The sequence below is a fragment of the Stutzerimonas kunmingensis genome, assembly GCF_014764705.1.
Lineage (GTDB): Bacteria > Pseudomonadota > Gammaproteobacteria > Pseudomonadales > Pseudomonadaceae > Stutzerimonas.
Genome location: NZ_JACXXG010000066.1, coordinates 1 through 5,413 on the forward strand (window position 1 = coordinate 1; position 5,413 = coordinate 5,413).

Sequence of the window (5,413 nt, forward strand, 5' to 3'; positions counted from 1 at the left end):
CGAAAGACTTGATCGAAACGCTCTTTAACAACTGAATCAAGCAATTCGTGTGGGTGCTTGTGAATGTAAGACTGATGGTCAGATAGATTATCAGCATCACAAAGCAACACTCGTTTATTCGAGAGTTACTCTTTACTTGTAAAGAGATTTGCGATTGCTGAGCCAAGTTTAGGGTTTTCTCAAAACCCAAGCAGTATTGAACTGAAGAGTTTGATCATGGCTCAGATTGAACGCTGGCGGCAGGCCTAACACATGCAAGTCGAGCGGATGAAGAGAGCTTGCTCTCTGATTCAGCGGCGGACGGGTGAGTAATGCCTAGGAATCTGCCTGATAGTGGGGGACAACGTTTCGAAAGGAACGCTAATACCGCATACGTCCTACGGGAGAAAGCAGGGGACCTTCGGGCCTTGCGCTATCAGATGAGCCTAGGTCGGATTAGCTAGTTGGTGAGGTAACGGCTCACCAAGGCGACGATCCGTAACTGGTCTGAGAGGATGATCAGTCACACTGGAACTGAGACACGGTCCAGACTCCTACGGGAGGCAGCAGTGGGGAATATTGGACAATGGGCGAAAGCCTGATCCAGCCATGCCGCGTGTGTGAAGAAGGTCTTCGGATTGTAAAGCACTTTAAGTTGGGAGGAAGGGCATTAACCTAATACGTTAGTGTTTTGACGTTACCGACAGAATAAGCACCGGCTAACTTCGTGCCAGCAGCCGCGGTAATACGAAGGGTGCAAGCGTTAATCGGAATTACTGGGCGTAAAGCGCGCGTAGGTGGTTTGTTAAGTTGAATGTGAAAGCCCCGGGCTCAACCTGGGAACTGCATCCAAAACTGGCAAGCTAGAGTATGGCAGAGGGTGGTGGAATTTCCTGTGTAGCGGTGAAATGCGTAGATATAGGAAGGAACACCAGTGGCGAAGGCGACCACCTGGGCTAATACTGACACTGAGGTGCGAAAGCGTGGGGAGCAAACAGGATTAGATACCCTGGTAGTCCACGCCGTAAACGATGTCGACTAGCCGTTGGGATCCTTGAGATCTTAGTGGCGCAGCTAACGCATTAAGTCGACCGCCTGGGGAGTACGGCCGCAAGGTTAAAACTCAAATGAATTGACGGGGGCCCGCACAAGCGGTGGAGCATGTGGTTTAATTCGAAGCAACGCGAAGAACCTTACCAGGCCTTGACATGCAGAGAACTTTCCAGAGATGGATTGGTGCCTTCGGGAACTCTGACACAGGTGCTGCATGGCTGTCGTCAGCTCGTGTCGTGAGATGTTGGGTTAAGTCCCGTAACGAGCGCAACCCTTGTCCTTAGTTACCAGCACGTTAAGGTGGGCACTCTAAGGAGACTGCCGGTGACAAACCGGAGGAAGGTGGGGATGACGTCAAGTCATCATGGCCCTTACGGCCTGGGCTACACACGTGCTACAATGGTCGGTACAAAGGGTTGCCAAGCCGCGAGGTGGAGCTAATCCCATAAAACCGATCGTAGTCCGGATCGCAGTCTGCAACTCGACTGCGTGAAGTCGGAATCGCTAGTAATCGTGAATCAGAATGTCACGGTGAATACGTTCCCGGGCCTTGTACACACCGCCCGTCACACCATGGGAGTGGGTTGCTCCAGAAGTAGCTAGTCTAACCTTCGGGGGGACGGTTACCACGGAGTGATTCATGACTGGGGTGAAGTCGTAACAAGGTAGCCGTAGGGGAACCTGCGGCTGGATCACCTCCTTAATCGAAGACTTCAGCTTCTTCATAAGCTCCCACACGAATTGCTTGATTCACTAGCGAAAAGCGATTGGGTTTCGACCCGAGAGAGACGATTGGGTCTGTAGCTCAGTTGGTTAGAGCGCACCCCTGATAAGGGTGAGGTCGGCAGTTCGAATCTGCCCAGACCCACCAATTGTCATGGGATGTGGCCGATCTGTAGATGGGGCCATAGCTCAGCTGGGAGAGCGCCTGCTTTGCACGCAGGAGGTCAGCGGTTCGATCCCGCTTGGCTCCACCATTAACTCGAAAATCGCTGAAAGCTCAGAAATGAGTGCTGCTTGCGCATCCTGTGATGTGTGAGGGTATTGATTTCTGGTCTTTGCGCCAGAACTGTTCTTTAAAAATTTGGGTATGTGATAGAAGTAGATTTGAGTGGTCACTTTCACTGGTGATTATTCAAGTCAAGGTAAAATTTGCGTGTTCTCTATGCAAATTTTCGGCGAATGTCGTCTTCACGTTATAGACAGTAACCAGATTGCTTGGGGTTATATGGTCAAGTGAAGAAGCGCATACGGTGGATGCCTTGGCAGTCAGAGGCGATGAAAGACGTGGTAGCCTGCGAAAAGCTTCGGGGAGTCGGCAAACAGACTTTGATCCGGAGATGTCTGAATGGGGGAACCCAGCCATCATAAGATGGTTATCACACACTGAATACATAGGTGTGTGAGGCGAACCAGGGGAACTGAAACATCTAAGTACCCTGAGGAAAAGAAATCAACCGAGATTCCCTTAGTAGTGGCGAGCGAACGGGGATTAGCCCTTAAGCTTCTTTGATTTTAGCGGAACGCTCTGGAAAGTGCGGCCATAGTGGGTGATAGCCCTGTACGCGAAAAGGTCTTAGAAGTGAAATCGAGTAGGACGGAGCACGAGAAACTTTGTCTGAATATGGGGGGACCATCCTCCAAGGCTAAATACTACTGACTGACCGATAGTGAACCAGTACCGTGAGGGAAAGGCGAAAAGAACCCCGGAGAGGGGAGTGAAATAGAACCTGAAACCGTATGCGTACAAGCAGTGGGAGCCTACTTTGTTAGGTGACTGCGTACCTTTTGTATAATGGGTCAGCGACTTATTTTCAGTGGCGAGCTTAACCGAATAGGGGAGGCGTAGCGAAAGCGAGTCTTAATAGGGCGTCTAGTCGCTGGGAATAGACCCGAAACCGGGCGATCTATCCATGGGCAGGTTGAAGGTTAGGTAACACTGACTGGAGGACCGAACCGACTACCGTTGAAAAGTTAGCGGATGACCTGTGGATCGGAGTGAAAGGCTAATCAAGCTCGGAGATAGCTGGTTCTCCTCGAAAGCTATTTAGGTAGCGCCTCGTGTATCACTGCTGGGGGTAGAGCACTGTTTCGGCTAGGGGGTCATCCCGACTTACCAAACCGATGCAAACTCCGAATACCAGCAAGTGTCAGCACGGGAGACACACGGCGGGTGCTAACGTCCGTCGTGAAAAGGGAAACAACCCAGACCGTCAGCTAAGGTCCCAAAATCCTGGTTAAGTGGGAAACGATGTGGGAAGGCTTAGACAGCTAGGAGGTTGGCTTAGAAGCAGCCACCCTTTAAAGAAAGCGTAATAGCTCACTAGTCGAGTCGGCCTGCGCGGAAGATGTAACGGGGCTCAAACCAGGTACCGAAGCTACGGGTTCAACGCAAGTTGAGCGGTAGAGGAGCGTTCTGTAAGCCTGTGAAGGTCAGTTGAGAAGCTGGCTGGAGGTATCAGAAGTGCGAATGCTGACATGAGTAACGACAATGCGAGTGAAAAACTCGCACGCCGAAAGACCAAGGGTTCCTGCGCAACGTTAATCGACGCAGGGTGAGTCGGTCCCTAAGGCGAGGCTGAAGAGCGTAGTCGATGGGAAACGGGTTAATATTCCCGTACTTCTAGTTACTGCGATGGGGGGACGGAGAAGGCTAGGCCAGCAAGGCGTTGGTTGTCCTTGTTTAAGGTGGTAGGCAGAGATCTTAGGTAAATCCGGGATCTTAATGCCGAGAGCTGATGACGAGCTTTCTTTTAGAAAGCGAAGTGGTTGATGCCATGCTTCCAGGAAAAGCCTCTAAGCTTCAGGTAACTAGGAACCGTACCCCAAACCGACACAGGTGGTTGGGTAGAGAATACCAAGGCGCTTGAGAGAACTCGGGTGAAGGAACTAGGCAAAATGGCACCGTAACTTCGGGAGAAGGTGCGCCGGTGAGGGTGAAGTATTTACTACGTAAGCCCATGCCGGTCGAAGATACCAGGCCGCTGCGACTGTTTATTAAAAACACAGCACTCTGCAAACACGAAAGTGGACGTATAGGGTGTGACGCCTGCCCGGTGCCGGAAGGTTAATTGATGGGGTTAGCGCAAGCGAAGCTCTTGATCGAAGCCCCGGTAAACGGCGGCCGTAACTATAACGGTCCTAAGGTAGCGAAATTCCTTGTCGGGTAAGTTCCGACCTGCACGAATGGCGTAACGATGGCGGCGCTGTCTCCACCCGAGACTCAGTGAAATTGAAATCGCTGTGAAGATGCAGTGTATCCGCGGCTAGACGGAAAGACCCCGTGAACCTTTACTATAGCTTTGCACTGGACTTTGAATTTGCTTGTGTAGGATAGGTGGGAGGCTTTGAAGCGTGGACGCCAGTTCGCGTGGAGCCATCCTTGAAATACCACCCTGGCAACTTTGAGGTTCTAACTCTGGTCCGTTATCCGGATCGAGGACAGTGTATGGTGGGTAGTTTGACTGGGGCGGTCTCCTCCTAAAGAGTAACGGAGGAGTACGAAGGTGCGCTCAGACCGGTCGGAAATCGGTCGTAGAGTATAAAGGCAAAAGCGCGCTTGACTGCGAGACAGACACGTCGAGCAGGTACGAAAGTAGGTCTTAGTGATCCGGTGGTTCTGTATGGAAGGGCCATCGCTCAACGGATAAAAGGTACTCCGGGGATAACAGGCTGATACCGCCCAAGAGTTCATATCGACGGCGGTGTTTGGCACCTCGATGTCGGCTCATCACATCCTGGGGCTGAAGCCGGTCCCAAGGGTATGGCTGTTCGCCATTTAAAGTGGTACGCGAGCTGGGTTTAGAACGTCGTGAGACAGTTCGGTCCCTATCTGCCGTGGACGTTTGAGATTTGAGAGGGGCTGCTCCTAGTACGAGAGGACCGGAGTGGACGAACCTCTGGTGTTCCGGTTGTCACGCCAGTGGCATTGCCGGGTAGCTACGTTCGGAAGAGATAACCGCTGAAAGCATCTAAGCGGGAAACTTGCCTCAAGATGAGATCTCACTGGAGCCTTGAGCTCCCTGAAGGGCCGTCGAAGACTACGACGTTGATAGGTTGGGTGTGTAAGCGCTGTGAGGCGTTGAGCTAACCAATACTAATTGCCCGTGAGGCTTGACCATATAACACCCAAACAATTTGGCTGTTAGACGGAAAGTCGACAAACAGACCGAAAATCTGCACGAACACGCAATACCAATTCATCACATACCCGATTGGCTGCAGCGGCTAAACCCCGAGGCAGCAACTGAATTGCTTGACGACCATAGAGCGTTGGAACCACCTGATCCCTTCCCGAACTCAGTAGTGAAACGACGCATCGCCGATGGTAGTGTGGGGTCTCCCCATGTGAGAGTAGGTCATCGTCAAGCTCCTTTCCCAA

The 5,413-nt window shown here is 51.8% G+C and carries 2 tRNA genes and 3 rRNA genes; all 5 read left to right on the plus strand.

What is annotated here, in order from left to right:
* Positions 1 to 198 precede the first annotated feature (198 nt).
* Positions 199 to 1,735: ribosomal RNA gene (locus tag IEG05_RS22750) — 16S ribosomal RNA — on the plus strand.
* 91 nt (positions 1,736 to 1,826) lie between these two features.
* Positions 1,827 to 1,903, plus strand: a tRNA-Ile gene (locus IEG05_RS22755).
* Between the two features lie 30 nt (positions 1,904 to 1,933).
* Positions 1,934 to 2,009: transfer RNA gene (locus IEG05_RS22760), tRNA-Ala, on the plus strand.
* 253 nt (positions 2,010 to 2,262) lie between these two features.
* Positions 2,263 to 5,153, plus strand: a 23S ribosomal RNA gene (locus IEG05_RS22765).
* Between the two features lie 133 nt (positions 5,154 to 5,286).
* Positions 5,287 to 5,402, plus strand: a 5S ribosomal RNA gene (rrf, locus tag IEG05_RS22770).
* The 16S, 23S and 5S rRNA genes sit together here with 2 tRNA genes alongside, the layout of an rRNA operon.
* Positions 5,403 to 5,413: the final 11 nt, after the last annotated feature.